Origin of the sequence: Pseudomonas sp. M20 (genome assembly GCF_045037865.1) — a bacterium.
In the GTDB taxonomy this organism is placed as follows: domain Bacteria; phylum Pseudomonadota; class Gammaproteobacteria; order Pseudomonadales; family Pseudomonadaceae; genus Aquipseudomonas.
In genome coordinates this window covers 3,262,641-3,287,700 of sequence record NZ_CP173611.1, presented here as the reverse complement: position 1 = coordinate 3,287,700, position 25,060 = coordinate 3,262,641, and the positions used below count along the sequence as shown (strand labels likewise).

Sequence of the window (25,060 nt, the reverse complement as noted above, 5' to 3'; positions counted from 1 at the left end):
TATCAAAAGGTTCGGCAAAGTCGCCGAACCTGACTATCACTGTCGGTTTCCACGCGATAAATCGGCGGTCGCCTGATTTGTTGTCAGACGCCGCTCTTTTTCTTGTCAGCCGTTGCTCGGGTCGGGCAGCGCGGTGCTGGCGCCGAGCTTGTTAAGGAAGAACAGGTACACCAGACCCAGAGCAATCCAGATCAGCCCGAGTTTCTGCGCATCGACGCCCATGTTGTACATGATGGCCGCGACGATAATGAAGCCGATCACCGGGCAGATCAGGTGACGCACGACCTGACCGGACTTTTGCCGACGCCAGTAGTAGTTGATCACTGTCAGGTGCAGCAGCATGAAGCCGCTGAGCGCGCCGAAGTTGACCAGCGAGGTCAGGGTGTCGACCGAGTTGATGAACAGGTAGCAGATCACCAGCGACAGCACCGCCACCAGATAAATGCTCAGGTACGGTGTGTTGTGTTTTGGGTGCACCTTGGCCAGCACTTTCGGCAGCTTGCCGTCGCGCGCCATGCCGAACAGCAGGCGCGAAACAGCGGCTTGCGAGGTGATGGCCACGGCCACGCCCCAGGCCAGCGCCGTCGCAACAGCGGTCAGGGTCGCCAGCCAGCTGCCGGCGGCGATTTCGGCGATTTCATAGAACGCAGTGTCAGCGGATTTGAAGCCCATGCCGGCTGCCAGATCGGTGGCGATCCAGGTTTGTGCGACGAAAATCACGCCCATGACCACCAGGGTTATCAACGCGGCTTTGCCGACGCTCTTGCCCGGATCGCCTTTGATTTCTTCGGCCAGCGTCGAAATCGCATCGAAGCCGAGGAACGACAGCACCGCAATCGACACCGCTTGCATCAGTAGGGCGAAGTTGAAGGTTTCCGCGTGATACAGCGGCGCCAGGGTCAGCTCGCCGTTACCGCCACCGTTGTGCAAGGCATTCCAGGCGTAGAACAGGAAGATGCCGAGTACTACCAGTTGCGCCAGAAGGAAGATGATGTTCATCCGCGCGGTGAAAGTGATGCCGCGCAGGTTGACGAAGGTCGCGCTGACCAGAAACGCCAGAATGAAGCCGACTTTCGGAATGTCCGGGTACAAATGGTTGAGCGCCATCGCCGCGTAAACGTAGAGCAGCGGCGGAATCAGCAGGTAATCGAGCAGCATCAGCCAACCGGCGATGAAGCCGACGTGTTGATTGAGGCCGCGTTGCGCGTAGGAATACACCGAGCCGGCAATCGGAAAAGCCTTGGCCATGCTGCCGTAGCTCAGCGCGGTGAACAGCATCGCCACCATGCCGATGATGTACGCCAGCGGCACCATCCCCGGGGCCTCGGCGTTGACGTAGCCATACACACCGAACGGGGCGATGGGGATCATGAAGATCATCCCGTACACCACCAGGTCGGTCAGCGTCAGGCTACGTTTCAACTCTTGCTTGTAGCCGAATTCTTCAATTTCCATGAAGCGCAACTCCTTGTCAGCCAGTCGGTCGTTTTAGTTGTTATCGGTCCATCGTTTACAGCATCAGCCGTCTTTTATTCATTACAGCAATGGCGCGAGGTATCCGGCCCAGCGCGATACGGCTTCGGGGCTGCGCAGCAAGTCGTTGCGCACCTCGATCAGCACCGAGTCGAGGCCACGGGCATCGCCGTGTACCGGCACGGTCATGTCGCCCAGCGGATCAATCCTGTACGGCTGATTGCCGGCCACTTTCAGCGGATGTTCAGCGAGGCCGTCGAGCAGGCGTTGCGCATAGGCCTTGGCCTGACCGAACAGCACGCCGGCTTCCAGCGGTCGCGGCTGGCCGTAATACACCGGGGTGAAACTGTGAATCCCGACCACGCGCACTGCCTGGCCCTGTGCAACACGTTCATCGATCAAGGTTTGCAAGCGCGCGTGAAACGGCTTGAACAGGGTCTGGCGGCGGTACTCACGGGTGGTTTCGTCAAGTTCGCGGTTGCCCGGCACCTGATAAATCTCGCTCTGCGCCGGAATGCTGTCCGGGGCGTGGCGGGGCCGGTTCAGATCGATCAGCAGGCGCGAATAATTGGCGCTCAACAGGGTGGCGCCGAGCATCTCTGATAGTTGCTCGGCCAGTTGCAGTGCGCCAATGTCCCAAGCGATGTGTTCAGCGGCGGCGGCAGTGTCCAGGCCCAGGTTGTTCAGGGCTTCGGGGATGTAGCGGCTGGCGTGTTCGCACACCAGAATCACCGGGTGCGTCGAGTCGGCGCGGCTCAGGTTGTAGGCCGGTCGGGTGTACAACCCCAACTCGGTGGATTCAGTACAGGCGTGCATAGTGCTCACACAAGTCAGCGGGCGAGAGCTGTTCCGTCAGCGCCAGTTCCTCGGTTTTCAGGGCGTAGTAGGTGTCGAGCAGCGGCTTGGGCAGCCATGCAGTGAAGGCGCCACTGTTGCGCAGGCAATCCAGCGCCTGGGCCAGCGAGGCGGGCAGGGCGACGATGCCCCGGGCCTGGCGTTGCTCGTCGTTGAGTGAATCGGGAATTTCGTTGGTGATCGCGTTCAGCGCCAGACGCTGTTCGATGCCCAGTCGTCCGGCGATCAGCAGCGCCGCCATGGCCAGATGCGGCGAGGCGGTGGCGTCCATGGCGCGGAATTCGAGGTTGAATTGGTTGGCCACAGGCTTGCCGCCAAGGGTTACGGTCGGGCAGATACGCAGCGCCGCCTCGCGGTTCTGTTGACCCAGACAAGCGTAAGACGCGCTCCAGTGATGCGGCTGCAAGCGCTCGTACGACACCGGCGTCGGCGCAGTGAACGCACAGAGGGCCGGCAAGTAATGCAGGATCCCCGCCGCCCAATGCTGGCCGAGACTCGACAGACCGTTGCTGGTGCCAGCGTCGTAAAGCATCGGCTGGCCGCCCAGATCGAGCAGGCTGACGTGCAGATGCACGCCGTTGCACACCGCGTCGGCGGCGGTCTTCGGCGCGAAGCTCAGGTCGAGGCCCATTTGCCGAGCGATCTCACGGGTGATCTCGCGCACATTGACGGCGCGATCCGCCGCCGCCACGCCGAGCGTCGGGCGGCAGGTGATTTCGTATTGGTGCTTGCCGTATTCGGGCAGAAACATTTCCGGCTCGACACCGCCGGCGCGCAAGGCACTGAGCAGCCAGCCGCCGAACTCGGCACCCTGACGCTGAGCTTCGAGGGAAAACGCCAGATGCTCGGCAAAACCGGCATGCAGGTTGAATTCGTGTTCGAACGCGGCGTTGACCTGCAAGCCCAGTTCATCGCGATAACGCTCGATTTCATCGCGCAACAACGTGCGCGGGCAGGCGCCCCACGGGCGGCCATCGGTTTCGCGAATATCGCCGTGGATAAAATCCAGCGCCGGCGCGTCGGCGTCCGGGCCGTTGCCGACGGTGACGCGGCTGCCCAGATCGGGAATCAACCGCAGATCGCCATAGGCGCCCCACGGATTGGTTGAAGCAATGATGTCCTGTGGCGTCAACGCGCTGTTGGCCGGCACCCAGCCGCACCCGGCGGCTTGATAGTGCTCAAGCTCATCAGTGGGAAACGAACGGCCACGGGTGATGCCGATCAGGTCGGTGGTGACCAGCGTGGTCATCGGCAGCGGCGTCAGGCGGGCGCTCATGGCCGCATCTCCTGCAGGCGAGCGAGCACGGTGTCGGTGTCGGTGATCCAGCAGTAACCCTTGATCGCATTCAGGCAGGCGTGATGGCGTTCGGCGCTATAGGTGGCGCAGGCATCTTCGACCAGCGTGACCAGATAGCCGCGATCAGCAGCGTCGCGCACGGCCATATCCACACATTGGTCGGTGACGATGCCGGCGATAATCAGATGACGGGTTTCCAGGTTGCGCAGCACGTAGTCGATGTTGGTCGAGTTGAACACCCCGGACGAGGTCTTCGGCAGGACGATTTCGTTTTCCACCGGGGTCAGGTCTTCAATGATCCTGGCCTGCACGCTGCCTTTGGGCAGGTGCATGTCCGAAAGTTTGTGATCAAGCGAGCGGTCGCGGCCATCCGCGGTGAGGCTTTCGATAATGGTGTGCAGCACGTTCTGCCGCGCTTCGCGAAAAGCGCTGAGCAGGCGACGTTGGTTGGGCACCACCTGCATGTGCGCGCGGGTCAGGAAATACTCGGCGTCAGGCCCGTTGAGGTGCGCGTCGAACTGCGGTTCGAGCCAGGCACGCTGCATGTCCACCAGCAACAGTGCGGTGTGATCGCTGACAAACGGCAAGTCCCGCGGCGAGCGGTGGGGAAGGCTGAACATCCTTATTTATCCTCCAGCAGGTGGGTGTTGAAGTCATTGCGCAGGGCATCGATACCTTCCAGGCGATCGGCGAGGTTTTCGGTGCGCAGGGTCAGGCAGGCGATCAGCGCTTCGACCTGAGCCAGCGCCGGCACCATGGTGTCGAACGGCGAGGCCGATTCGACCGGTGCGCTGATGATCAGGTCGGCCAGTTCGCGCAGCGGCGAGGCATAGATGTCGGTGAACAGCACCACGCGCGCGTTGTTGTTCTTCGCAGCACTGGCGACGCGCAGGGCCTGCGTCTGGTAGCGGCGATAATCGAACACCAGCACTACGTCCTGGCGCTGCAGATCAAACAAACGATCGGGCAGTTGCGCGTTGTCTTCCAGGGCAAAGCAACCGGGGCGCAGCAGGCGCAGGTGATTGAGCAGGTAGGTGGCCATCAGGCTGCTGAAGCGCCCGCCGAAGCAGTACACCTGATGCCGGGCATCGAGCAGCCAGTCGGTGAGAATGCGCACGTCTTCGGGTTGGGTCAGCGATTGGGTGTCGACCAGCAGGCGATGGCTGTCGCCCAGGTAGTGGCTCCAGGCGTCGTCCTTGTGCTGATGGGCGCGCGGTTGCAACAGCGTGCGCGGCGAGCGCAGGCGATGGTCCATGTCACTGAGCAGGGCATCCTGGAATTCGGCATAACCACCGAAACCGAGTTTTTTCACCAGCCGCACAATGGTCGGATCGCTGACGCCGGCATGTTCGGCCAGACGCGCCATCGGCCCCAGACCGTTGCGTGGGTACTGATCAAGCAAGGCGCGAACGACTTTGCGCTCCGACGGCGTAAGCTCCAGGCCGGGATCGGTGATCAGGTCTCTGAGAGGGGGCATCCGGGCTCCTGCTGGATGAGGTGTTGAATTCGCTTCAAAATCCATTAAAACAGTATTTATGTAACTAGCGTTACATGTCTAGTGAATTTTTTTGCATGTTGAAAGGCCTGCAAAATGGGCCAAGATGCCCGTTTAACAAGGGCTACACCGAATTCGACTGATTTTGTAGTCCATCGCCCATAACCGTGTCAGATATTGCCGTATTTCTGCCTTTGTCCGCTGTTGCCGGGGTGAACAAACAGTCCCGCAGCCCTCCGTTTACGGCACAATTGCCGACAGAACGGCTTTGTGTCGTTGATTTACATGAAGGCCTTCCGGAGCGATCCCTGTGCAAACCACCCGTTTGACATTGATTTGCCATGCGCGAACCGTCGCACAGAAACTGGCGTGTTTTCCTACGAATGAGCCTGTTGAAAATGGCGAGTTGGCGTCGGCTGCATTGGCCCAGCGTTTCGACGCTGCGCGACGCTTGATTTGCGCGCCGGAATTGCGCACGCGGCAGACGGCGGCGTGGCTTGGCGCGGATGCGCAAGTGGATGAGACGCTGCGCGATTGTGACTGGGGACGTTGGCACGGGATGTCGATCAAGGATCTGCAACGCTCGGAAGACGCCGCGCTGCAGGCTTGGCTGGAAGATCCCCACGCCACGCCCCATGGTGGTGAGTCGGTGGCGCAGTTGTGTGAGCGCGTGGCGCAGTGGCTGGCCAGCCTGCAAGCCACGCCGGGGCATGTGGTAGCGGTGACGCATCCGTTTGTCATCCGCGCGGCGCTCATCCACGTGATGCGCGGTTCGGCGTTTCATGACATTGATGTCGAACCGCTGTCGATGGTCGAACTACGCTTCACCGGGCGCTGGCGCCTGCTTCTGCCAAGTCTGGAGGTTAAAGGAGCACCTTGATGAAACAACTGCTGGTAATCGGCATCGGGGCCGGTAACCCCGACTACATCACGATGCAGGCCGTGAAGGCGCTGAACCGGGTCGACGTGTTTTTTCTGATGGATAAAGGCCAGAGCAAGGACAAGCTGATCGACCTGCGTCGTGGGATCTGTGAGCGCTACATTGACGACCCCGACTACCGCTTCGTCGAAGCCCACAGCCCGGAACGCGAACGGGGCGATGTCGACTACACGGCCAGTGTCGATGATCTGAACCGCGCCAAGCAGCAGACCTTCGAACGCCTGATCAATGACGAATTGTCTGATGGTCAGTGCGGCGGTTTCCTGGTGTGGGGCGACCCGGCGTTGTACGACAGCACTGTGCGTATCCTCCAGGCAATACTGGCCTCGGGCACGTGTGCCTTCGAGTTTGACGTGATTCCCGGGATCACCAGCGTTCAGGCGTTGGCGGCGCAGCATAAGGTGCCGCTGAACACGATCGGTCGTTCCATCGAAATCACTACCGGGCGGCGTTTGGCGGCCGGGCAGGTGAGTGATACGGACAGTCTGGTGGTGATGCTCGATGCTGAAGACTCTTATCACCATGTCGCCGATCAGCAGACCGAGATTTACTGGGGGGCCTACCTGGGCACGCCGGATGAGATTCTGATCAGTGGCAGGCTTGCCGATGTCGCGGATGAGATCGAGCGGGTGCGCAAGGCTGCGCGGGCGGAGCATGGGTGGATCATGGATACGTATTTGTTACGCAAGCCATAGATTTTCGCTGGCTGGGATGGCTTCTTCGCGAGCAGGTTCGCTCCCACATTTTGAAATGCATTTCCCTGTGGGAGCGAGCCTGCTCGCGAAGGCGCCGGAACATTCAACGCACATTTCGAGCAGGCAAAAAAACACCCGGTGCAACGCAAGTCGCACCGGGTTTTTGTTGCCAGCCAACGACGGATGTCGTGGATCCGCCGATCACTGTTGAACTCTGGTTATGCGCGTTCCAGCGCCAGCGCCACACCTTGGCCACCGCCGATGCACAGGGTCGCCAGACCCTTTTTCGCATCACGCTTGATCATTTCATGCAGCAGGGTCACCAGCACGCGGCAACCCGAGGCACCGATCGGGTGCCCCAAGGCGATGGCGCCGCCGTTGACGTTGACCTTGTCCAGATCCCACTGGAGATCCTTGGCCACTGCCAGCGATTGTGCGGCGAAGGCTTCGTTGGCCTCGATCAGGTCGAGCTGATCGATATTCCAGCCAGCCTTGTCCAGGCAGCGGCGGGTCGCCGATACCGGGCCGATGCCCATAATTGCTGGATCAACGCCTGCGTTGGCATAGGCGGCGATTTTTGCCAGCACAGGCAGGCCGAGGGATTTGGCTTTTTCGGCACTCATCAGAATCACCGCAGCGGCGCCGTCGTTCAGCGACGAGGCGTTGCCAGCGGTGACGCTGCCGTCCTTTTTGAACGCCGGGCGCAGTTTCGCCAGGGATTCTGCGGTGGTGTCGCCACGCGGCTGTTCGTCGACCTTGAAGGCAACAGGATCGCCTTTGCGCTGCGGGATCAGGATCGGGGTGATCTCATCGACAAAGCGACCGGCCTCAATCGCGGCAGCGGCTTTCTGCTGCGAGGCTGCGGCGAACGCGTCCTGCTGTTCGCGGCTGATGTCGTACTTGTCGACGAGGTTCTCGGCGGTGATGCCCATGTGGTAATCGTTGAACGCATCCCACAGACCGTCACTGATCATGGTGTCGACGATTTGCGCGTGGCCCATGCGCAGACCGGTGCGTGCGCCCGGCATCACGTAGTTGGACAGGCTCATGTTTTCCTGGCCGCCGGCGATGATCACCTCAGCGTCGCCGCAACGGATCGCCTGTGCGCCGAGGTGCAGGGCTTTCAGGCCCGAGCCGCACACTTTGTTCAGGGTCAGCGCTGGTACGGCGTGGGGCAAGCCAGCCTTGATCGCCGACTGACGCGCCGGGTTCTGGCCAGCGCCGGCGGTAAGAACTTGGCCCATGATCACTTCATCGACTTGAGCACCGTCCAGGCCGGTTTGTTCGAGCAACTGGCGGATCACCGCCGCGCCCAGATCAACGGCGGAAACGCTGGCCAGGGAACCCTGGAAACTGCCGATCGCGGTACGCGTGGCGGCAACAATTACGACGTCTTGCATTTTCGAATTCCTCACTGGGCAGCGAACTGCATTTCCGGTACGTGATCCGGGACGATCAGTTTACCAGCGGTTTTGGCGACGATTTCCTCGACGCTGACGCCAGGTGCGCGTTCCTTGAGGACAAAAGCGCCATTTTCGATTTCCAGGTACGCGAGGTCGGTCAGCACACGTTTGATGCAACCGGCGCCGGTCAGCGGCAGGCTGCATTTGGCGAGCAGCTTGGACTCTCCGTCCTTGGATGCGTGGGTCATGATTACGATGATGTTGTCGGCGCCAGCCACCAGATCCATCGCGCCGCCCATGCCCTTGACCAGTTTGCCGGGGATCATCCACGAAGCGATGTTGCCTTCGACGTCGACTTCGAACGCGCCGAGCACGGTCAGGTCGACGTGGCCGCCGCGAATCATTGCAAAGGACTCGGCGGAGTTGAAAATCGACGCGCCGATGCGCGCGGTCACGGTCTGTTTGCCGGCGTTGATCATGTCGGCGTCGATGGTGTCTTCAGTCGGGAAAGGGCCCATGCCGAGCAGGCCGTTTTCCGATTGCAGCATGACTTCCATGCCGTCGGGAATGTAGTTGGCGACCAGGGTCGGAATGCCGATGCCGAGGTTTACGTAGAAGCCGTCCTGCATTTCGCGGGCGACGCGCTGAGCCATTTGTTCGCGGGTAAGTGCCATGTTTTTATTCTCCGTCAGCCTGAATTATTTGCGGATGGTGCGCTGTTCGATGCGTTTTTCGAACGTGCCGCAAATGACCCGATCGACGTAGATGCCCGGGGTGTGGATCTGCGATGGATCGAGTTCGCCGGGTTCGACGATTTCTTCGACTTCAACCACGGTGATCTTGCCGGCGGTGGCGGCCAGCGGATTGAAGTTCTGCGCGGTGTGACGGTAGATGACGTTGCCGAAGTGGTCGGCTTTCCAGCCTTTGACGATAGCGAAGTCGCCGGTGATGGATTCTTCCATCAGGTACTTGCGCCCTTTGAACTCACGCACTTCCTTGCCTTCGGCGACCGGGGTGCCGACGCCGGTGGCGGTGAAGAAGGCCGGAATGCCGGCGCCGCCCGCGCGCATTTTCTCGGCGAGAGTGCCTTGCGGGGTCAGGATGACTTCGATGTCGCCCTTGAGCAGTTGCTCTTCGAACAGCTTGTTTTCGCCGACGTAGGAGGCGATGACTTTGCTGATTTGACGATCGGTGAGCAGCACGCCGAGGCCAAAGCCGTCGACGCCGCAGTTGTTGGAGACGACGGTGAGGTCGCGGGTGCCTTTGCGCTTGATCTCGGCGATCAGGTTTTCCGGAATGCCGCACAGACCGAACCCGCCGGCGATGACGGTCATGCCGTCCTCAAGCCCGGCGAGGGCTTCCTCGTAGGAACTCACGCGCTTGTCGAAACCTGCCATATGCACCTCTTTTATTATTTGCGGGCGGCTGGCTAGCCGAATGGTTGGAGTGTCTCGCTGAAGAATATATTTGTTAAGTTGATTTTTAAGGTTGATTGATTGATAAAGCTCAATAGTCGCGTTATGGCGGCTGCTTTGATCGATCCCACGCTCCGCGTGGGAATGCCTCTAGGGACGCTCCCCGTCCAGTGACGCGGAGCGTCCCGGCCTGCATTCCCACGCAGGAGCGTGGGAACGATCATCATGGCTTGCCGCTTAACGCTTGTAGCTTACAACTGGAGCGAAGCGACCATGACCATCAAACAGATCCGCGCCTTCCTCGCCGTGGCACAGAGCCTGAGTTTTGCCGTGGCCTGCGAGCGTCTGCACCTGTCGCAATCAGCCTTGAGCCTGACCATCAAAGCGCTGGAAGAGGGCTTGGGCGGTCGCCTGTTCAGCCGCAACACCCGCAATGTGGCGCTGACCGCAGAAGGTGAGTCGCTGCTACCGCTGGCGCGGCGGCTGATCGCCGACTGGGACAACGCCGAAGATGAAATGCGCCAGCGTTTCAGCCTGCAACGCGGGCGGGTGACGCTAGCGGCGATGCCGTCGTTTGCCGGCAATCTGCTTCCGCCGATCCTCAAGACCTTTCGCGCGCGTTATCCGAACGTCAACGTCACGGTCAATGACGTGATCAACGAGCAGGTGCTGGAGATGGTTCGTGATCGTCAGGTGGAACTGGGGGTGGCGTTCGAGCCGATGCAAAACACTGCGATGACGTTCACGCCGTTGTATATGGATCGCTTTGTTGCGGTGGTATCGAAGGATTCGCCGTTGGCCCAGCGTGCTGAGATCGATTGGCAGACGTTGCTTCAGGAGCCGTTTATCACCTTGCAGCGGCCATCGACGGTGCGGGTGATGCTCGAAGAGCACTTGCAGGCTCGCGGTATGAAGTTGCCGGTGGAATTTGAAAGCCATCAATTAGCGACCGTCGGACGCATGGTCGCCAGCGGGCTGGGTGTCAGTGCCGTCCCAGCGTTGTGCGCCGGGCAGATGCAGGAGCTTGGCGCCCATTGCCTGACGCTGGACGACTCGGTGGAACGGGCGATTGGTGTGTTGACCGAGCCGGGCAATGAACTGTCGGCGGCGGCGCAGGCGTTGTTCGATATTCTCAAGGCTGAAGATCTGGGGCGACTGTGAGATCTACCCCCTCACCCCAACCCTCTCCCCCAAGGGGGCGAGGGGGAAGGGAGCTGATCGGGGGTATTTCAGAAAATGGGTTCGACTCGAAATTTTCAGGTCGATGTATCGCTTGACTACAACTCGGTCAGTTCCCTCTCCCTTGGGAGAGGGCTAGGGTGAGGGGCCTGGGTCCTGAGTCGAGCGCAGAGTGCAGCAACTCACCGATCCAGCTCCCTGACCAACAGGGGTAGAAGCTGTTCACACGACGCTTCAATCTTCAAATCGAGCAAGTCATCCGCGCGGGTCTTGCCCAGATTGATCGCAATCAGCGGCTTACCGCGATCGGCAATCACCCGGCACAAACGAAACGCCGAATACGCCATCAACGACGACCCCACAACCAACATCCCCGCCGCATTTTCCGCTGCCGCCATCGCCCGAGCCGCCGTGGGCTGCGCGACGTTTTCGCCGAAAAACACCACGTCCGGTTTCATCCGCTCGCCAAAGCAATGCGGACAGTGCGGTACCTGAAAACGCGCCTCCAACGCCGGATCGAGCAGGGTGTCGCCATCCGGCGCCTGCACCGCATCGACCCCGGCCAGATATGGATTTTGCCGTTCCATCAATTGTTGAATCGAATCGCGCTCGCTGCGCTGGCCGCAGTCCAGGCACAGGACGCGATGCAGGCTGCCGTGCAGCTCAATGACATCCTGACTGCCGGCCTGATCGTGCAGGGTGTCGACGTTCTGGGTAATCAAGTCGTGGATCAGCCCGTGGCGCTGCAAACCGGCCAACGCCTCGTGCGCTGCATTCGGCTGCGCCTGACGCACCCTCGGCCAACCCAGCATGGCCCGCGCCCAGTAGCGGCGGCGTGATTCGGGGGCGGCCAGAAACTCCTGATACATCATAGGTTGCCGCCCACGGCGTACACCGTCGCTGTCGCGGTAATCCGGAATGCCCGACGGCGTGCTGATACCGGCCCCGGTCAATACGAGGAAATCGCCGTCCGCCATCACTTGCTGGAGCGTGTCGAGGTGTTCGCGGGTCGGGCTGTCGAGCATGGTCAGCGCTCCGGATAAGGACGATGCCAGCAGGTTAGCACGCGACCCGCGAGGCTTACTTGCGCGCCTCCAGAATCAGGTTGAACGGTGTTTGCGTGGCCCGGCGGAAGTGCTTGAACCCGGCCTCGACAAACACTTTACGCAAGCGTATTTCCCCGGCTTGCGCACCTAGGCCGAGGCCGACTTCCTGCGACAGCGAGTTCGGTGTGCAGATAAATGTCGAGGCCGCGTAGAACAGCCGTCCTACCGGGTTGATGTTGTCGTCCAGCGTGTCGTTGGCGAACGGTTCGACCAGCAACACCGTGCCGTCGTCCTTCAGTGAATCATAGGCGTGGCGGGCTGCACCGACCGGGTCGCCCATGTCGTGCAGGCAGTCGAAATAGCAGATCAGGTCGTAGTCATTGCCCGGGTAGCTCTTCGCCGAGCCCTGGAAGAACTTCGCCCGGCTGCTGACTCCGCCTTCCTCGGCGCGCTGGGTGGCGACCGTGATCGACGGCGCGTGATAGTCGTAGCCGACGAAACGCGAGTTGGGGAATGCCTGGGCCATGATCACCGTCGAGGCGCCGTGGCCGCAGCCGATGTCGGCGACTTTGGCGCCTTCTTCAAGCTTGGCCACCACACCGTCCAGCGCCGGCAGCCATTCGGCGATCAGGTGACCTTTGTAGCCGGGCCGGAAGAACCGTTCGGTGCCGGTGAACATGCACGGATGGTGATCGCCCCAGGGCAGGGCGCCATTGCCGCGCATGGCTTTGACCAGTTTGTCTTTGTCATGGAAAAACGATGCCACCACGCCGAGGCCACCGGCGACGTAAACCGGCGAGTCTTCGACGGCCAACGCCAGCGCCTGTTCTTCCGGTAAACGAAACTGGCCGTCGTGGTGTTCCATGTAGCCGGAGGCCGCGTGAGCGCTGAGCCATTCGCGCACCAGACGCGGGTTGCAGGTGGTTTTTGCCGCGAGGGCATCGGCACTGACCGGCTGACTGTCGGCCATGGCCCGGTACAAGCCGAGCTCTTCGCCGACGATGACATTGGCCAGCATCGCCGCGCCGCCCATGTCGTTGACCAGTTTGGCCATGAATTGGTTGAGCTTCGCCTCGTCCATCATGTGTGCTCCTGAAACAGGATCACGGTCCGGCGGCGTCGAAGGTCGAGGCGTGCGCCACCGGGCGGTGGTCACGGAGTTGGGCAGGGCACGGCTGACGTCCTGCGTCCCCCTCGACTGGGTAATAAAGGAGTCTAGCCCCGGTCCGCGACTGCCGCTGTATTTGTAAACACTGAAAAAACCTGTGGGAGCGAGCCCGCTCGCGAAGAGGCCAGTACAGTCAACATCGTTGTCGACTGTTCAGCAGTCTTCGCGAGCAGGCTCGCTCCCACAGGTTTTTGGCGTGTATCACTGTGTATCGCGGTTGTTGAGAGATACATCGGGCTGCAAATGTTTATTCAGTTGTACACACCAGCGATACAGCCAGCGCTTCAACTGGAGAAAACCCACTGCTGAGGTACTCCCTATGCAAACGCCTGTCTCATCACTGCAACCGAGCGTCGGCCTCGGCCTGCGCCGTGGCCTGCTGAAAGACCTGCAAGCGGCCCGCACCGGCGCTTTCGACTTTCTCGAAGTCGCCCCGGAGAACTGGATCGGCGTTGGCGGCGCTCATGGCGCGGCGTTGCGTGAACTGGCCGAACGCTACCCGTTGTCCTGTCACGGCTTGTCGCTGTCACTTGGCGGACCGGCGCCGCTGGACGTCGGGTTCTTGCAGGAAGTGCGGATGTTTCTCGACCATTACAACGTGCCGCTGTACAGCGAACACCTGAGTTATTGCAGCGATGACGGGCATCTGTATGACTTGCTGCCATTGCCGTTTACCGAAGAAGCGGTGCACCACGTCGCCGCACGGATCCGTCAGGCTCAGGACATTCTCGGCCGGCGTCTGGCCGTGGAAAATGTCTCCTATTACGCCGCACCGCGTCAGGACATGGACGAGGTGTGCTTCACCAACGCCGTGTTGCGCGAGGCCGATTGCGATCTGCTGCTGGACGTCAACAATGTCTACGTCAATGCGATCAACCACGGATTTGATCCGCAAGCGTTTCTCGCCGCTATCGAGCCGAGCAGGGTGGTCGGCATGCATGTGGCCGGGCATTTTGATGAGTCCGACACGCTGAAAATCGACACCCATGGGGCCTCAGTCAAACCGGTCGTGTGGTCTCTGCTGGCGGAGGCTTACAGGCGGTTTGGCGCGCAGCCAACGCTGCTTGAGCGGGACTTCAACTTCCCGGCGTTTTCCGAACTGGTCGCTGAGTTGCAAACCATTCGCCACTTGCAGGCGGGGGGCGACCATCGTGGATAACCTGATACTGCAACAACAGGCACTGACCCGATACTTGCGCGATCCCGACCATCAATCGCCGCCGGCCGAGATGAACGCGGCGCGGGTCAATGTCTATCGCGATCTGGTGTTCAACAACGTATCGCAACTGTTGAGCGGCACGTTTCCGGTGTTGATCCGCATCGTCGGTGAGAAACGTTGGGGTCTGCTGGTGCGCGGCTTTTTGCGCGACTGGCGGGCGCAGACGCCGAAGTTTGGCGAGATTGCCGAAACCTTTCTCGACTACCTGGCCACGCAACCACAGGTGTTGCGCGAAGGTCAGTGGCCGGCGTTTTTGCTGGAGCTGGCACATTACGAATGGGTTGAGATGGTTTTGCAGCAATCTGATGCCCAAGCGCTGCTGCCGACCGATCCGGCGTTATTGCTGGAACGCCCGTTGCTGATCTCGGCACTGGCCTGGCCGTTGGCGTATGTCTGGCCGGTGCACGAACTCGATCCGCACCATCAACCCGCCACGCCCCCGGCGCAACCGACGCTGTTGCTGGTGCGGCGTACGGCAGACTGGAGTATGAAGTTTTCCGAACTGAGTCCGCTGGCTTGGCGCTTGCTGCAGCGCATCACTGAGTTTGCGTCGTTGACGGGGCGCGAGCAGTTGCAAGCTCTGGCGCAGGAGGCCGGGCAGCCCGCCAGCAATTCGTTCATGGATAACGGCCTGGTGTTGTTGCGCCAGATGCATGAGGACCAAGTGATCGGTCTGGCACCTTGAGTACTAATATTGCGCCGCACACTGTGGGAGCGAGCAAGCTCGCTCCCACAAGGACTTTCGCTGTTCTCAGGGGTGCAGGGGGAGTTTCAGTTCCGCACACAATCCGCCACCCTCGCGGTTGCTCAAGGTCAACGAACCACCCAGCGCCATCGCCAGCTGCTGGGCGATGGCCAGTCCCAGTCCGGTGCCGCCGGTGTCGCGATTGCGCGAATTTTCTACGCGATAAAACGGTTGCAGCACCTGCGCCAGTTCGGCATCGGCGATGCCCGGGCCACGGTCCATGACGGTGATTGCCAGGTTGCCTTTGTTGGCTTCGACCCAGACTTCGGCGGCGCCGGCGAACTTCAGCGCGTTATCGGTGAGGTTCACCAGCACCCGGCGCAACGCATGAGGACGGGTGTCGATGACCGCCGCACTCTTGCCGACCAGTTGCACCTGCTTGCCCATGTCCTGATAGTCGAACACCAGGCTTTCGAGGAACGAATCCATGTTGGTGCGGCGACTTTCCTCGGTCGAGCCATGGATGCTGCGCGCATACGCCACGCCTTCGCGCACCAGATGTTCCATCTCGCTGAGGTCATTCCACAGTTTGTCTTTTTCAGCGCAATCGTCCATAAGCTCGGCGCGCAGTTTCATCCGCGTGATCGGCGTTTGCAGGTCGTGGGAAATCGCCGCCAGTAGTTGCATGCGCTCTTTGAGGTAAGCGGCGATGCGCGCCTGCATCGTGTTGAATGCACGTGCCGCGTAAACCACTTCGTTCGGGCCGCTTTCGTCGAGGTTGATCGGGTGGGCGTTGGGGTCAAGGGTTTCCACGGCGTTGGCCAGACGGGTCAGCGGGCGAACCGCAATACGCACCGCCAGCCAGGTGCAGGCGATCATCAGCGCCAGTTGGCCGAGCAAAACCACCGGCAACCAGGGCGATAACGGGACCATGGCGGGGCGCACGTCGATGGTCACTGGACTGCCGTCGCTCAGGCGCAGATGGCCCTGAAAGTGTTTCTTCGGCCCGGGAATATCGGTGAAGGTCAGCGGATAGCGTTCACCGATGGCTTCGGTGATCGAGGTAACGGCCACCGGCACATTTCCGACCTCGATCGGCGTGCCCGGTTCGCCTTCGCTCAACAAGTAGCCGTAATTTTTTCGCGCCAGACGCTCGAGCCAGGCAGGGCGCTCTTCGGCAGGCAGTCGATCAAGGATCGCAATCGAAGTCGACACGTCGGTCTCGAGATTGCCGAGCATGGTGTTTTTCGCGCTTTGATAACGCTCGTAATACTGCGCGCCGAACGACAGCGCCTGAGCGAGCAGCAAGCCAATCAGGAAAATCAGCGACAGGCGCGAGGCGAGGGTGCGTGGCCAGTGCAGATTGACGCTCATGCCGGGGCACCAAGAATTTCGACCGGCAACGAGAACACATAACCCTCGCTGCGCACGGTCTTGATGTAGGCCGGCTCGCGCGCATCATCGAGCAGACGCTGGCGCAAACGGCTGACCAGCAAATCGATCGAGCGGTCGAACAGGTCAGCGTCACGGCCCTGCGTTAGATTGAGCAGTTGATCGCGGCTGAGCACCCGTTGCGGGTGATCGAGAAAAACCCGCAGCAATCGATACTCGGCACCGCTGAGGGCGACCATGGTGCCGTCCTTGTCGAGCAGATGACGGGCTGAGGTGTCCAGTTGCCAACGGCCGAAGGCCAGCAAGCGACCGGCCTCGGTGACCACCAGATTCGGCGGCAGCATGCGCGTGCGGCGCAGCACGGCGTTGATCCGCGCGAGCAATTCGCGGGCGGCGAACGGTTTGGTCAGGTAATCGTCGGCGCCCATTTCCAGGCCGATGATGCGGTCGGTTTCATCGTTGCGTGCGGTCAGCATCAACACTGGCGTGGCCTTGTGTTTGCCCACGCGCAGTTCGCGGCACAGCTGCAGGCCATCGTCGCCGGGCATCATGATATCGAGCACGATCAGGTCGACGGTGTTGGCTTCGAGAAAGCTGCGCATCTGCCGGCCATCGGCGACCACGGTGGTGCGCAGGCCGTTTTTCTTCAGGTAGTTGCCTACCAGTTCACGGATCTCGCGGTCGTCGTCGACGATGAGAATGTGATCGACATGATCCATCGGTTCAAGCCTCAGTCAGAAGGGGAATGCCGTGCAGTCTATAGAGCCTTCAGTGGCTCGCCTGCCTGCCTTTGTATTGCAGTGTATCTGCCATGTCGGCGGATACACGGAGACGCAAAAACGCGATTTTTACAGGGTTTTGTATCGCTGTGTATCCCCCGATGGCAGGGATACACAGCGATTGAAACGCGCCTGTTCCTGACACAGACGCGATACCTCGCGAGCCTCAAATAGGCTCCATCGAGGCCCACACAGATCGCCTCGGCTCAAACCCCACTGAAGCCTTGAGGAACACGCCATGAATGACAAATCCGTAATTGCCGCCTGCCTGTTTGCCGCCCTGAACATCTGCACGCTGTCGGCCCGCGCCGAAGCCGATGTCACCGCGCAAACCTACACCTACGGCACCCACCTGGATATCCAGAAAGTGATCTCGCTGAAACAGGACAATTCAGTGAATTGCGGGATTGTCGAGGCGCGCATGACCTACCTCGATTCGGCCGGTCAGACCCGCGTACTCGATTACAGCAAATTCGCCGACGGCTGCAACAACGACAACTAAGCCATCACTCTTTATAGAAGGAAACAGCCATGAACAACGTATCGCGTTTTTTGACCGCCATCGCTTTCTCTCTCGCCGGCGTCGCCGCCCATGCCAACGCCGCGGTTGAACAGCATAGCTGCCACAGCAGCGCCTGCTTCCAACTGACTCCGGTGGCCAAGCAGGGCAGCGACGGCTTGATTGCCGCGGACGGTTCCAGCCGCACGCCACAGGGCCAGATGTTTGCCGCGGACGGTTCCAGCCGTACACCACAAGGCCAGATGGTTGCTGCAGACGGTTCCAGCCGCACGCCACAAGGCCAGATGGTTGCCGCCGATGGCTCCAGCCGCACGCCGCAGGGCCAGATGTTTGCCGAGAACGGCGCCAGCCGTACGCCGCAGAGCCATTGGCTGGAAAGTCAGAGCGTCTGAATGGCTCGTCACATTCATTGATCAAGGGTGACTCACTATGTACCTCATCGCATTTCTCGGCGGTCTGCTGACCGTGCTCAGCCCCTGCATTCTGCCGGTGGTGCCGTTTCTGTTTGCCGGCGCCCAACGCAGCCGCGCTTCGATACTGCTGACCCTCGGCGGCATGGCCTTGACCTTCGCGCTCATCTCCAGCCTGGCCGTGGTCAGCAGCGAGTGGGTGATCCAGGCCAGCAACAGCGGACGTTACGTCGCCCTGATCGTAATGAGCGTGTTCGCCCTGTCACTGATCTCGGCGCGCATCGGTGACTGGCTGACGCGACCGTTCGTGATGCTCGGCAACCGTCTCGACCCGGGCATGCGGAAAAAGGCCGGACCGATGGCTTCGATCATGCTCGGCGTGGCTACCGGACTGCTTTGGGCTCCGTGCGCCGGACCGATTCTCGGCGTGATCCTCACCGGGGCCATGCTGCAAGGCGCCAACGCGCAGACTAGCCTGTTGCTGCTGGCCTACGGCGCCGGCAGTGCATTGTCGCTGGGTACGTTGATCTTCATCGGACGCGGCTTGGTCAATCGCCTGAAACCGTCGATTCCGTTCACCGGCTGGTTGCGTCGTGGTGCCGGTGTTGCGGTACTCGCGACGGCGGCGGTAATTGCCACTGGCTTCGATAAAACCTTGCTGGCGAACACGTCCTCCCAAGGCGTGGCCAGCGTCGAGAAAAGCGTGCTGGAAAACGTGCCGAAAGTGGTCGACTACTTCGTCAGCAAAGTCCGTGCGGACTCGCCGATGGAGGAGGGCACAGGCGCGATGCCGTCGCTGGCCGGCGCAGTGCAATGGCTGAACTCGCCCGAGCTGAGCGCTGAGTCACTGCGCGGCAAAGTGGTGCTGGTGGACTTCTGGACCTACGACTGCATCAACTGCCAGCACACCTTGCCGTACGTAAAGGACTGGGCTAAGAAATACGAAAAGGACGGGCTCGTGGTGATCGGTGTCCACACCCCGGAATACGGCTACGAGCGGATCATCGACAACGTCCGGGATCAGGTGAAAAAACTCGGCATTACTTACCCGGTGGCCATCGATAACAACTATGCGATCTGGCGCAACTTCGACAATCAATACTGGCCGGCGCATTACCTGATCGACGCCAAAGGGCAAGTGCGTTACAGCCACTTCGGCGAAGGTCGCTACGAAGCGCAGGAGCAGATGATCCAGCAATTGCTGCAAGAGGCGAAAGCGCCTGCCGCTTGATCAGCAAAGGCAATGGTTCAGAGGTCACGCACCATGAGCCATTGTTCGTTGTCCCAGGCGCGAAAACGCTCCAGGACTTGCCAGCCGCGCTTGGCGTAGTAGTCCTGCTTGTTCTGCGTGTGCAGATACAGGCGTGCAAAGCCGCAGTCTTTCGCCTCTCGGCAAATCCCTGCAATCAAACGCTCCGCCAGACCTTGCCCGCGTGCTTCAGGGCTGACGAACACGCAGGCCAGCCAAGGTCCGAGATCGGGCCGCAGGGCGAGGTCATCGCGTGCCAGCGCGGCGCCGCCGACCAGATGATCACCGTCCATGGCGATCAGGCAGGACCAGTCGCCATTGCTTTGGCCCTCGGCAAATTCACGCTGCCATTCGGCCAGCGGGTGATCGACGTATTCGTAGGGGAATTGTTCGTGGATCCATTGAGCATAACGGTCGCTGTAGTGCATGTGGTGCGCGAGCCAATCGAGTTTCAGTGACATCAGTCGAGTCCGTTCCAGAAGCGAGAGCGCATCAGAAACCAATCTCCGAACCTTGGCAATCGTCAAGGTGTTCCAGACGCTTTACAGATATCCACCACTCATCGGCAAACCCTCGGTTTTCCGGGCTTGCCAGACGATTGGCAGGGACGCCGGCCGAACTCGGCGCGATAGTGCAGGAGCAGGGTCACTGCCGGCCTTGCCACATAAAAAGAACGCGAGGTTGCCATGCCGAAATTCGTGATTGAACGCGAGATTCCAGGGGCCGGGAAGCTGTCGGACGCAGAACTCAAAGCCGTGTCGAAAACGTCCTGTGATGTCTTGCGTGAACTCGGTCCGCAAGTGCAGTGGCTGCAGAGCTACGTTACCGCTGACAAGATCTATTGCGTGTACATCGCACCTGACGAAGAGCAGGTACGCGAACACGCCAGGCTTGGAGGATTTCCTGCCAACAGTGTGGCGCGGGTGATGACGGTCATCGATCCGACGACGGCCGAATGATCACCGACCCCACCCGCAGCGGAGTTCACGCTTATGAGTACCCCGATTGATCTGACTGCCTTGAAAGAACGCCAGAAAATCGCCTGGGCCAGTGGCGACTACGCCGTGATTGGCACGACGTTGCAAATCGTTGGCGAAAACCTTGCCGAAGCCTGCGACCTGCGTTGCGACGAGGAGGTGCTGGATGTCGCTGCCGGCAATGGCAATGCAACGCTGGCGGCGGCGCGGCGCGGTTGCCTGGTCACCTCGACCGATTACGTCGCGGCGCTGCTGGAACGCGGCCAGGATCGTGCCCGCGCGGAGCATCTGGACGTGACGTTTCAGGTTGCCGATGCCGAAGCGCTGCCGTTCGCCGACGAGAGCTACGACGCCGTGCTGTCGACCTTTGGCGTGATGTTCGCACCGGATCAGGACAAGGCTGCCGCCGAACTGGGACGGGTTTGTCGCCGTGGCGGGCGGATCGGTCTGGCCAACTGGACGCCGGAAGGTTTCGTCGGCCAGATGTTCAAAAACCTCGGCCGGCATCTGCCACCACCTGCCGGCGCACAACCTCCCTCGAATTGGGGCTCCGATGCGTGGCTGCACAAACATTTCGATGACCGCGATTTTCTGCTGCGTGTGACGCGGCGCGAGTTCAACTTCCGCTATCGCTCGGCCGCGCATTTCATCGACATCTTCCGCCATTGGTACGGGCCGGTGCACAAGGCCTTCGCGGCACTGCCGCCGGAGAGCGGGCAGGCGCTGGAAAGTGATCTGGCGGATTTGCTAAACCGTTTGAACCGGGCAGGGGAGGAGTCGCTGGTGGTGCCGAGTGAATATCTGGAGGTGGTGATCACTAAACGCTGAATGAAGATCCCTGTAGGAGTGAGCCTGTTCGCGATAGCGGTCTTTCAGTCAAAAAATATTCAGCTGACAGACCGCGATCGCGAGCAGGCTCACTCCTACAATGGATTTGTGTTGGGCTCTGGAGCCTATTTCACCTGCGGCCGTTCAAACCACTCCAGCGCCGTGCGCCAGATGCAGATCCCCAGAAAATACGCCGACATCAGCAACCACAAGCCCATTACCAACGGGTTGATCACCGGGTGGTTGAGCACCAGCGACAAACTGCACAGCAGCCAGATTGCCGTCACCGCAATGTTGATCGGCATGAACCGGCGCACACGGAACGGGTGGAGGAATTTCATCCGCGTCACCGTCAGCAACGCCAGGCCAATCACCGTCAGAAAAGTGATCCACGGCCCCGGGCCGATGATGTACAGGCACAGCGCGACCACATTCCACGCCGCCGGAAACCCGACAAAGTAGTTGTCCTTGCTCTTCATGTTGACGTTGCAGAAACAGAACAGCGACGACACCAGAATCAGCGACACGGTCAGCAGCAGGGTGTAGTCGGGCAACGGAATGTAGCGATAGATAAACAGTGCCGGAATGAATACATAGGTCAGGTAATCGATCACCAGATCGAGGATCGAACCATCGAAGCTCGGCAGCACCGACTGCACGTTGACCTTGCGCGCCAGCGCGCCGTCGAGGCCGTCGACAATCAGCGCTACGCCCAGCCACATCAGGCAGTGGGTCGGCTGGTTCTCCAACAGGGCGAGGGTGGCCAGAAAAGCAGTGACCACGCCAGTCGCGGTAAAACCATGGGCGCCCCATGCTTTGAGCCTGGCGATGTGTACGGTCGATATCACGGGGGCGTTCTCCAGAAAGTGAAGCAAGCCGGGTATCACCCTTGAGTAACAGGGCGCCGGCAAACCGGGTCGGGGTTGCAGCTATCGACCGGTCTGGCCGGGATAAGGTTCACCAATGATCAATCTTAGCTGGCCGGCGAAAAAATACGCGGGCGAAATCCGCCAAGGCATTGAGTGTCAGCCAAACGGTGCTGGCGCTATGGCTTAAGGGGTCTATCGTTGCCAGACGCAGTCACTGCCAATGTTTGAGGATGACGTCATGAACACCAGCGATTTGCTTGAACAACTGCTGCGAGGCCAGGCCCCGGCGGGACAACAATCTTCAGCGTCTGCCGGCGGTGGTTTGGGTGGGTTGCTGGGTGGGCTGCTCGGTGGCGGCTCGGGCGCGGCCAGCGGCGGCGGATCTGCCGGTGGACTTGGCGGCTTGGGTGGCTTGCTCGGTGGTTTGCTCGGCGGCGGTGCCGGTGGAGGGCTGGGCGGCGCCTTCGGTGGCGCACTGGGCGGCGGGGGCGGTACGCAAAGTCGTTCCGGCGGTACCAATTATGCGGCGCTGGCATCGCTGGGAATGATGGCGTTCCAGGCGTATCAGGCCTGGCAACGCAGCCAGGCCAGCTCGGCACCGCAACAAACACCGCAAACGGCTAACCTCCTGGCTGGCCCGGAGATTGAAGAACACAGCCACGCGGTATTGCGCGCGTTGATCGCAGCAGCCAAGGCTGACGGGCGTATCGATGAATCCGAGAAACACCTGATCAGCAGCGAAATCGGCAAACACACCGACGATCCGCAGTTGCAGCAATGGCTCAATGCCGAAGTCGCCAAGCCGCTGGATCCTGAGGAAGTAGCGCAATCGGCAAACGGTGACCCAGCCGTCGCCGCCGAAATGTACCTGGCCAGCGTGATGCTGGTGGACGACCAGCAGGACGCCGAGCGCAGTTATCTGGATGAGCTGGCAGCAGCGTTGAATATCGACCCGCAGTTGCAGGTGCATCTGGAGCAGCAAGCCAAGGGCCAGGCCTGAAAGCAACATCAAAACCAGATTGCATCCCATAACGGGTAGTCCCCCACACGCCGAACCAATCCGGCGCGTTTCGGGTTCATAACGATATATCGGGCCGCCGCTTTAAGATCTTCATCGCGACGCAACGCGCGGTCGTAGTAACCGCGTTGCCATAACCGTCCCTGACTGCCGCGCTTGAGATTGATCGAACGACAACTGCGCGATTTCACGCGGCATATGAGCGCTGCCAATGAACCTTGTTTCAATTCAATCAGCCAATGCAGATGATCCGGCATCACCACCCACGCCAGCGACTGAACCATTCCCTCGTCATTGGCTGCACGCATTTGCTCTACCAGCAGTCTTCCCAAACGCAATCCGAAAACACCGACTGACGTTCGTGAACGGCGGCGGTAAGCAGATAAATACGTCCATCCTCGCTATAGCGTCCCTTGCGTAATCCACACGCCTTTGCAGCAACAGGCATTCCTTTGCCCTCCCAAAAACATCGTCCCTGAACGTTAGCCATCCCTCACCGTTACGCGAACTCAACCCATTGCACGATGTAACCCTGAGCTGCCGAAGGCTGCGATCTTTTGATCTTGTTTTTGAAATCACAATCAAAAGATCGTCCGATCGCGGCTCGAGCCTTCGGCAGCTCCTACACGGTGTTTCAGTGCATTTGACGGCCGTCCGTCCGGGCAATTTTCACGTCGATTGAATTTTTCACAGGCGCCGCCTCTCTGCTGCTGTAGAGGCGTGTGGAACAGCGTCCTGCCAACCGACCGAGAATTTTGCCATGACTGTCCTGACAAACCTGCAGGCCGCGCCTGCCCAACCGCATCTTATGAATGCCGCCGGGAATATCCGCCAGGTCTATGAAGCGCTGTTGCGCGATGACAATCCCCAAGAGCTTGCGCAGGCGTTTTTGCAGGAGCAACTGCAACACGCCGCGCCCCTCACCGATGCTCTTCCTGAAGACCCGACGACGTGGCACGCCTGGGTGGCCGAACATTGCGCCGATGTCGCCCGGCAATACGCCGACTATCTGCAACAACGCAAGTCCGGCGGGCCTCGGCAATTCTTCCGTGGCAAAGCGCAGGCGCTGTATTTCCTGCGAGCGGTGGCGCCGACCAAACTGGTCGACGGCGCCTGGCTTTTTGGCCTCTTGCCGCGCTGGCAGGACCCGCGTTTCCAAGGCTTGCTGCGCACCTTTCTGGAAGAACTGGGCGAAGGCAATCCGGCGCAAAATCACGTGGTGATTTACCAGAAATTGCTCGCCGAGCACGATTTGCAGGATGGCAACGCCATCGACGATGAACGCTACCTGCAAGGCGCGATACAACTAGCCCTAGGTGTCTGTGGCACTGATTACTTGCCCGAAGTGATCGGCTACAACCTCGGCTATGAACAGCTGCCGTTGCACTTGTTGATCAGCAGCTACGAACTCAGCGAACTGGGCATCGATCCTTACTATTTCACCCTGCATGTGACCATCGACAACGCCAGCACCGGCCATGCGCAAAAGGCTGTGCAGGCGGCGCTCGATCTGCTGCCGCTGGAGGCCGATCGCGGCGAATTTCTGCGCCGGGTAGCGCTGGGCTATCGACTCAACGATCTGGGGCAGGGCAGTCGCGCGATCATCGAAGGTTTCGACCTTGAGCGGGAGCTGCTGGCGATGCTCGAACGCAAGTGTCCGTTCGCCCAGCACATGCATTCCGATTACTGCCGCTTCGAAGGGCAGACCGTCAATCAGTGGCTGGCTGCACCGGAGCAATTGCCCGGATTTCTGCAGGCATTGCAGAACAAAGGCTGGATCAAACGCCACGAAGACCCGCAGGCGAGCCGCTTTTGGCAGCTGATCGCGGGCGACGGTGCGGCGATGTTTGGCGTGTTCAATGCCTACGAGAAACAACTGGTGCACGACTGGATTGCGGGTGACTGGACCTCTTCGGATAAAACCAAACCCGCTCGACGGCACAGTCAGACCGCAGCGGCCATCGAAGGGCTTGAACAGGATCCCGATGTACAGGCACTCGACGCCGCGCTGCAAGGTCAGGACGGATTGGCGCAGATGGCGATCCTGATCCCCTGGCTCGCCCCGGCCCGCCATGCACACCCGGCCGGACTGCTCGCTACCCGGCGTTTTATCGAACTCAAATCCCGCTTGCCTTAAGGACCTTGCCG

Annotated in this window: 26 protein-coding genes and 1 pseudogene; 12 read left to right on the top strand and 15 right to left on the bottom strand. The window is 60.5% G+C overall.

Annotated features, from left to right (window positions below):
• Positions 1–105: 105 nt before the first annotated feature.
• The 5 genes from ACI514_RS14600 to ACI514_RS14580 form a co-directional block, all read right to left on the bottom strand.
• A complete protein-coding gene (locus tag ACI514_RS14600; RefSeq protein ID WP_077572161.1) occupies positions 106–1,455 on the bottom strand; it encodes an APC family permease in 1,350 nt (449 codons plus the stop codon).
• Positions 1,456–1,536: 81 nt separating this feature from the next.
• Positions 1,537–2,289, bottom strand: a complete 753-nt coding sequence (locus ACI514_RS14595) for an N-formylglutamate amidohydrolase (RefSeq protein WP_405124146.1) — start codon at positions 2,287–2,289, stop codon at positions 1,537–1,539.
• A complete protein-coding gene (locus ACI514_RS14590) occupies positions 2,273–3,604 on the bottom strand; it encodes a glutamine synthetase (protein WP_405124145.1) in 1,332 nt (443 codons plus the stop codon). The genes ACI514_RS14595 and ACI514_RS14590 overlap by 17 nt, the downstream gene beginning before the upstream one ends.
• A complete protein-coding gene (locus ACI514_RS14585; RefSeq protein WP_405124144.1) occupies positions 3,601–4,245 on the bottom strand; it encodes an isochorismatase family cysteine hydrolase in 645 nt (214 codons plus the stop codon). Before ACI514_RS14585 ends, ACI514_RS14590 begins: the two co-directional genes overlap by 4 nt.
• A 2-nt stretch (positions 4,246–4,247) precedes the next feature.
• Positions 4,248–5,102: a MurR/RpiR family transcriptional regulator gene (locus tag ACI514_RS14580; RefSeq protein ID WP_405124143.1), complete on the bottom strand. Its 855-nt coding sequence runs from the start codon at positions 5,100–5,102 to the stop codon at positions 4,248–4,250.
• Positions 5,103–5,430: 328 nt separating this feature from the next.
• Between ACI514_RS14580 and ACI514_RS14575 the strand changes: the two genes are divergently transcribed.
• Complete coding sequence (locus tag ACI514_RS14575; RefSeq protein WP_405124142.1) at positions 5,431–6,000, top strand: histidine phosphatase family protein; 570 nt, start codon at positions 5,431–5,433, stop codon at positions 5,998–6,000.
• Complete coding sequence (cobF, locus tag ACI514_RS14570) at positions 6,000–6,755, top strand: precorrin-6A synthase (deacetylating) (RefSeq protein WP_160057281.1); 756 nt, start codon at positions 6,000–6,002, stop codon at positions 6,753–6,755. Before ACI514_RS14575 ends, cobF begins: the two co-directional genes overlap by 1 nt.
• A 218-nt stretch (positions 6,756–6,973) precedes the next feature.
• Here the strand turns inward: cobF and ACI514_RS14565 are convergent, their stop codons facing one another.
• The 3 genes from ACI514_RS14565 to ACI514_RS14555 are packed head-to-tail and all read right to left on the bottom strand — an operon-like array spanning position 6,974 to position 9,555.
• Complete coding sequence (locus tag ACI514_RS14565) at positions 6,974–8,155, bottom strand: acetyl-CoA C-acetyltransferase (protein WP_160057282.1); 1,182 nt, start codon at positions 8,153–8,155, stop codon at positions 6,974–6,976.
• A gap of 11 nt (positions 8,156–8,166) precedes the next feature.
• Positions 8,167–8,832, bottom strand: coding sequence for a CoA transferase subunit B (locus ACI514_RS14560; protein ID WP_122843518.1), 666 nt, complete (start codon positions 8,830–8,832; stop codon positions 8,167–8,169).
• A gap of 24 nt (positions 8,833–8,856) precedes the next feature.
• Positions 8,857–9,555, bottom strand: coding sequence for a CoA transferase subunit A (locus ACI514_RS14555; protein WP_016983257.1), 699 nt, complete (start codon positions 9,553–9,555; stop codon positions 8,857–8,859).
• A gap of 291 nt (positions 9,556–9,846) precedes the next feature.
• Between ACI514_RS14555 and ACI514_RS14550 the strand changes: the two genes are divergently transcribed.
• The gene (locus tag ACI514_RS14550; RefSeq protein ID WP_160057283.1) at positions 9,847–10,734 is read left to right on the top strand and encodes a LysR family transcriptional regulator; all 888 of its coding nucleotides are present in this window, start codon (positions 9,847–9,849) and stop codon (positions 10,732–10,734) included.
• A gap of 200 nt (positions 10,735–10,934) precedes the next feature.
• On the opposite strand, the gene ACI514_RS14545 is transcribed toward ACI514_RS14550, so the two are convergent.
• Both ACI514_RS14545 and ACI514_RS14540 read right to left on the bottom strand, forming a co-directional pair.
• Positions 10,935–11,777, bottom strand: coding sequence for an NAD-dependent protein deacetylase (locus ACI514_RS14545; protein WP_405124141.1), 843 nt, complete (start codon positions 11,775–11,777; stop codon positions 10,935–10,937).
• Positions 11,778–11,832: 55 nt separating this feature from the next.
• A complete protein-coding gene (locus tag ACI514_RS14540; protein ID WP_160060072.1) occupies positions 11,833–12,879 on the bottom strand; it encodes a class I SAM-dependent methyltransferase in 1,047 nt (348 codons plus the stop codon).
• Between the two features lie 406 nt (positions 12,880–13,285).
• On the opposite strand from ACI514_RS14540, the gene ACI514_RS14535 reads away from it, so the two are divergent.
• Together ACI514_RS14535 and ACI514_RS14530 are read left to right on the top strand one after the other, a co-directional pair.
• Positions 13,286–14,125 (top strand): DUF692 domain-containing protein, encoded by an 840-nt coding sequence (locus tag ACI514_RS14535; protein WP_160057285.1) that lies wholly within the window; start codon positions 13,286–13,288, stop codon positions 14,123–14,125.
• The gene (locus ACI514_RS14530; RefSeq protein WP_405124140.1) at positions 14,118–14,870 is read left to right on the top strand and encodes a DUF2063 domain-containing protein; all 753 of its coding nucleotides are present in this window, start codon (positions 14,118–14,120) and stop codon (positions 14,868–14,870) included. Before ACI514_RS14535 ends, ACI514_RS14530 begins: the two co-directional genes overlap by 8 nt.
• 66 nt (positions 14,871–14,936) lie before the next feature.
• On the opposite strand, the gene ACI514_RS14525 is transcribed toward ACI514_RS14530, so the two are convergent.
• Positions 14,937–16,244 carry an ATP-binding protein gene (locus ACI514_RS14525; RefSeq protein ID WP_405124139.1) on the bottom strand — a complete coding sequence of 436 codons (1,308 nt, stop codon included), beginning with the start codon at positions 16,242–16,244 and terminating at the stop codon, positions 14,937–14,939.
• On the bottom strand, positions 16,241–16,981 hold the full coding sequence (locus ACI514_RS14520) for a response regulator (RefSeq protein WP_007919579.1): 741 nt from the start codon (positions 16,979–16,981) through the stop codon (positions 16,241–16,243). The genes ACI514_RS14525 and ACI514_RS14520 overlap by 4 nt, the downstream gene beginning before the upstream one ends.
• A 298-nt stretch (positions 16,982–17,279) precedes the next feature.
• Here ACI514_RS14520 and ACI514_RS14515 point away from each other — a divergent pair, with 298 nt between their 5' ends.
• Genes ACI514_RS14515 through ACI514_RS14505 form a run of 3 tightly spaced genes read left to right on the top strand, consistent with a single transcriptional unit; the run spans position 17,280 to position 19,202 of the window.
• Positions 17,280–17,543 (top strand): DUF2790 domain-containing protein, encoded by a 264-nt coding sequence (locus ACI514_RS14515; RefSeq protein WP_405124138.1) that lies wholly within the window; start codon positions 17,280–17,282, stop codon positions 17,541–17,543.
• 29 nt (positions 17,544–17,572) lie between these two features.
• Positions 17,573–17,953, top strand: a complete 381-nt coding sequence (locus ACI514_RS14510; RefSeq protein WP_160057289.1) for a hypothetical protein — start codon at positions 17,573–17,575, stop codon at positions 17,951–17,953.
• Positions 17,954–17,990: 37 nt separating this feature from the next.
• Positions 17,991–19,202: a cytochrome c biogenesis protein DipZ gene (locus ACI514_RS14505; RefSeq protein ID WP_405124137.1), complete on the top strand. Its 1,212-nt coding sequence runs from the start codon at positions 17,991–17,993 to the stop codon at positions 19,200–19,202.
• Positions 19,203–19,219: 17 nt separating this feature from the next.
• On the opposite strand, the gene ACI514_RS14500 is transcribed toward ACI514_RS14505, so the two are convergent.
• Positions 19,220–19,681 carry a GNAT family N-acetyltransferase gene (locus ACI514_RS14500; RefSeq protein WP_405124136.1) on the bottom strand — a complete coding sequence of 154 codons (462 nt, stop codon included), beginning with the start codon at positions 19,679–19,681 and terminating at the stop codon, positions 19,220–19,222.
• Between the two features lie 225 nt (positions 19,682–19,906).
• Between ACI514_RS14500 and ACI514_RS14495 the strand changes: the two genes are divergently transcribed.
• Positions 19,907–20,179, top strand: a complete 273-nt coding sequence (locus tag ACI514_RS14495) for a DUF4242 domain-containing protein (protein WP_405124135.1) — start codon at positions 19,907–19,909, stop codon at positions 20,177–20,179.
• A gap of 33 nt (positions 20,180–20,212) precedes the next feature.
• Positions 20,213–21,025 (top strand): class I SAM-dependent methyltransferase, encoded by an 813-nt coding sequence (locus tag ACI514_RS14490; protein ID WP_405124134.1) that lies wholly within the window; start codon positions 20,213–20,215, stop codon positions 21,023–21,025.
• Between the two features lie 125 nt (positions 21,026–21,150).
• Here the strand turns inward: ACI514_RS14490 and pcsA are convergent, their stop codons facing one another.
• Complete coding sequence (pcsA, locus tag ACI514_RS14485; RefSeq protein WP_105709010.1) at positions 21,151–21,873, bottom strand: phosphatidylcholine synthase; 723 nt, start codon at positions 21,871–21,873, stop codon at positions 21,151–21,153.
• Between the two features lie 259 nt (positions 21,874–22,132).
• Here pcsA and ACI514_RS14480 point away from each other — a divergent pair, with 259 nt between their 5' ends.
• Entirely contained in the window at positions 22,133–22,894 is a 762-nt protein-coding gene (locus tag ACI514_RS14480) for a tellurite resistance TerB family protein (RefSeq protein ID WP_405124133.1), read from the top strand.
• Positions 22,895–22,902: 8 nt separating this feature from the next.
• Here the strand turns inward: ACI514_RS14480 and ACI514_RS14475 are convergent.
• Positions 22,903–23,360: pseudogene (locus tag ACI514_RS14475) on the bottom strand (REP-associated tyrosine transposase).
• Positions 23,361–23,672: 312 nt separating this feature from the next.
• Between ACI514_RS14475 and ACI514_RS14470 the strand changes: the two are divergent.
• Positions 23,673–25,049, top strand: coding sequence for an iron-containing redox enzyme family protein (locus ACI514_RS14470; RefSeq protein WP_160057296.1), 1,377 nt, complete (start codon positions 23,673–23,675; stop codon positions 25,047–25,049).
• Positions 25,050–25,060 lie beyond the last annotated feature (11 nt).